This is a genomic window from Savagea faecisuis, assembly GCF_042675605.1.
GTDB classification, from domain to species: domain Bacteria; phylum Bacillota; class Bacilli; order Bacillales_A; family Planococcaceae; genus Savagea; species Savagea faecisuis.
In genome coordinates this window covers 1-654 of sequence record NZ_JBHTJF010000032.1, presented here as the reverse complement: position 1 = coordinate 654, position 654 = coordinate 1, and the positions used below count along the sequence as shown (strand labels likewise).

The 654-nt window shown below is 46.3% G+C and carries 1 tRNA gene; it reads right to left on the bottom strand.

The features are described 5' to 3' along the window. Window positions 1-483: 483 nt before the first annotated feature. A tRNA-Ala gene (locus ACFQ0V_RS09050) sits at window positions 484-559 on the bottom strand. Window positions 560-654: the final 95 nt, after the last annotated feature.

Below are 654 nucleotides of genomic sequence, written 5' to 3'. Positions count from 1 at the left end.
GTTCCGTCCTTCATCGACTTCTAGTGCCAAGGCATCCGCCATGCGCCCTTGTTCACTTAACCTAAAATTGTCAATAAACTTCGTATTCCGTCGTCAACTTCACATCATTCGGCGGTCACGTAGCGAACTACGCTCCCTTCTCATTCTGTTCGTTTCCTAGGACTACTCGTTTCTTACCAATTTTTCAAACTTCCAATAAGCTTCGCATGACGTCGTCAGCTGCATGTCACTCGTCAGTTACGTAGCGAACTACGCGCCTTCCTCGTTCCATTTGCTTCCTCGTCCTGCTCGCTTCTTGTCAATTTTTGTTTTGAAATGTGGTGTGCGGGGGTATGATGTCCGCTCCTGCATTTCGGAATTGTTCTTTATAGCGATATAAAGAATTCATTCATGTATTACTCGGTTTGTTTCGTTGTTATTTCAATGTCGTTTTATTCAGTTTTCAATGAACAAAATACTCCTTATTATACTCGGAGTAGTTATTGGTGGAGCCTAGCGGGATCGAACCGCTGACCTCCTGCGTGCAAGGCAGGCGCTCTCCCAGCTGAGCTAAGGCCCCTTTATCAATTTAAAAAGGTCAAACACTCAATGGTGGGCCTAAGTGGACTCGAACCACCGACCTCACGCTTATCAGGCGTGCGCTCTAACCAGCTG